1 protein-coding gene is annotated in these 2,209 nt (G+C 69.4%); it reads left to right on the forward strand.

Features of this window, described 5'->3' with window-relative positions; genetic code table 11:
• Positions 1–2,209 (forward strand): type I polyketide synthase (locus LMU33_RS40675; protein ID WP_228627118.1); only part of this gene is annotated, 2,209 nt, incomplete at both ends.

Genomic DNA, 2,209 nt, shown 5'->3' on the forward strand with positions numbered 1-2,209 from the left:
TATCCGGCAGGCGCTGGCGTCGGCGGGTCTGTCGGCGTCGGACGTGGACGCGGTGGAGGCCCACGGAACGGGCACCCGGCTCGGCGACCCGATCGAGGCCCAGGCCCTTCTGGCCACCTACGGCAAGGAGCGTGGCGAGGACACGCCGCTGTGGCTCGGCTCGATCAAGTCGAACATCGGTCACACGCAGGCGGCGGCGGGTGTCGCGGGGATTATCAAGATGGTGATGGCGATGCGGCACGGTGTGCTGCCGCAGACGCTGCACGTCGACGAGCCGACGCCGCACGTCGAATGGTCGGCGGGCGCGGTCGAGCTGCTGACCGAGGCGCGGGAGTGGCCGGAGACCGGCCGTCCCCGCCGGGCCGGTGTGTCGTCCTTCGGTATCAGCGGCACCAACGCCCACACCATCATCGAACAGGCACCGGCTTTCGAGGATGAGCCGGTGCAGGTCGAAGGCAGTGACAACGCTCCGAAGACTCCGAGTGTCGTGCCTTGGGTGCTGTCCGCCAAGAGCGCCGAAGCACTGCACGCCCAGGCGGAGCGGCTGCGTAATTATGTGGAGGACCATGCCGGCATACGGCTCACCGATGTCGGCTATTCGCTGGCGATCGGTCGAGCCGCCTTCGAGGAGCGGGCGGTGCTGGTCGCAGGTGACCGCGAGGAGTTCCTGCAGCAGCTGGGCGCTCTGGCGAGCGGGGAATCGCCCGCCGGAGTGGTCAAGGGCTCTACGACCGCCGGGAAGCTCGGCTTCCTGTTCACCGGCCAGGGCAGCCAGCGGCTGGGAATGGGCCGGGAGCTGTACGAGGCCTATCCGGCCTTCGCTCGGTCACTGGACGAGATCTGCGGGCACTTCCAGCTTCCGCTGGCTGACGCCCTGTTCGGAGATGATGCCGAGCTGATCGACCAGACCGGGTACACGCAGCCCGCGTTGTTCGCGGTGGAGGTGGCGCTGTTCCGGCTCCTGGAATCGTGGGGTATCAGGCCGGACTTCGTCTCCGGTCATTCGATCGGTGAGATCGCGGCGGCGCATTGTGCGGGTGTGCTGTCGCTGGAGGATGCGTGCACGCTGGTGGCTGCGCGTGGCCGTTTGATGCAGGAGCTGCCGTCCGGTGGTGCGATGGTGGCGGTGCAGGCGACCGAGGACGAGGTCACCCCGTACCTGACCGACGCCGTGAGCATCGCGGCCGTCAACGGCCCGGCCTCCGTGGTCGTGGCCGGTGACGAGGACGTCGTACTGGGAATCGCGGCCCGCTTCGAGGAGCAGGGCCGAAAGACCCGTCGCCTGACGGTCAGTCACGCGTTCCACTCGCCGCACATGGACCCGATGCTGGAGGACTTCCGCGCGGTTGCCGAGGGCTTGTCGTACGAGGCCCCGCGTATCCCGGTCGTCTCCAACCTCACCGGTACCCTCGCAACCGCGGACGAGCTCACCAGCCCCGACTTCTGGGTCCGTCACGTCCGTGCAGCGGTCCGTTTCCACGACGGCATCCGCACGCTGGAGGCCCAGAACGTCACCACGTTCATCGAGCTCGGCCCGGACGGTGTGCTCTCGGCGATGGCGCAGGACTGCGTCACCGGGGACGGCCACGCGTTCATCCCCGTGCTGCGCAGGAACCGTCCCGAGGCGACGAGCCTCACCACGGCCCTGGCCCAAGCCCACGTCCGAGGCGTCGAAATCGACTGGCGGAAGCACTTCACGGGTACCGGTGCACGTCGGGCCGACCTGCCCACCTACGCCTTCCAGCGGGAGCGTTACTGGCTGGAGATCCCCGCTGTTCCCGTTGCCGGCCGGAATGCGGCCGAAGCCGGTTCGGTGGACGCGCGCTTCTGGGAAGCGGTGGAACGCGAGGATCTCGCATCACTTGCCGAGGCTCTCGACATGCCTGCGGCCGACGGCGAAGCCCTGGAAGCCGTCCTGCCGGCGTTGTCGGCGTGGCGTCGGCAGGTGCGTGAGCAGTCGGTGGTGGACGGCTGGCGTTACCGGGTGGTGTGGAAGCCGGTGGCCGGGCGTGCGGCCGGGGTGGTGTCCGGCCGTTGGCTGGTGGTCGTACCGGCCGAGGGTGTGGACGCCGGTCTGGCCGGGGCCGTTGCGGCGGTGCTGTCCTCCCGGGGTGTGGATGTGTGCACCGTGACGCTGCCGGCAGGGCTGGCGCGGCATGAGGTTGCCGAGGTGCTGCGGTCGGCGGTGCCCGCGGAGGCTGGTGCTTCC

Source organism: Streptomyces barringtoniae (assembly GCF_020819595.1).
Taxonomy (GTDB): domain Bacteria; phylum Actinomycetota; class Actinomycetes; order Streptomycetales; family Streptomycetaceae; genus Streptomyces; species Streptomyces barringtoniae.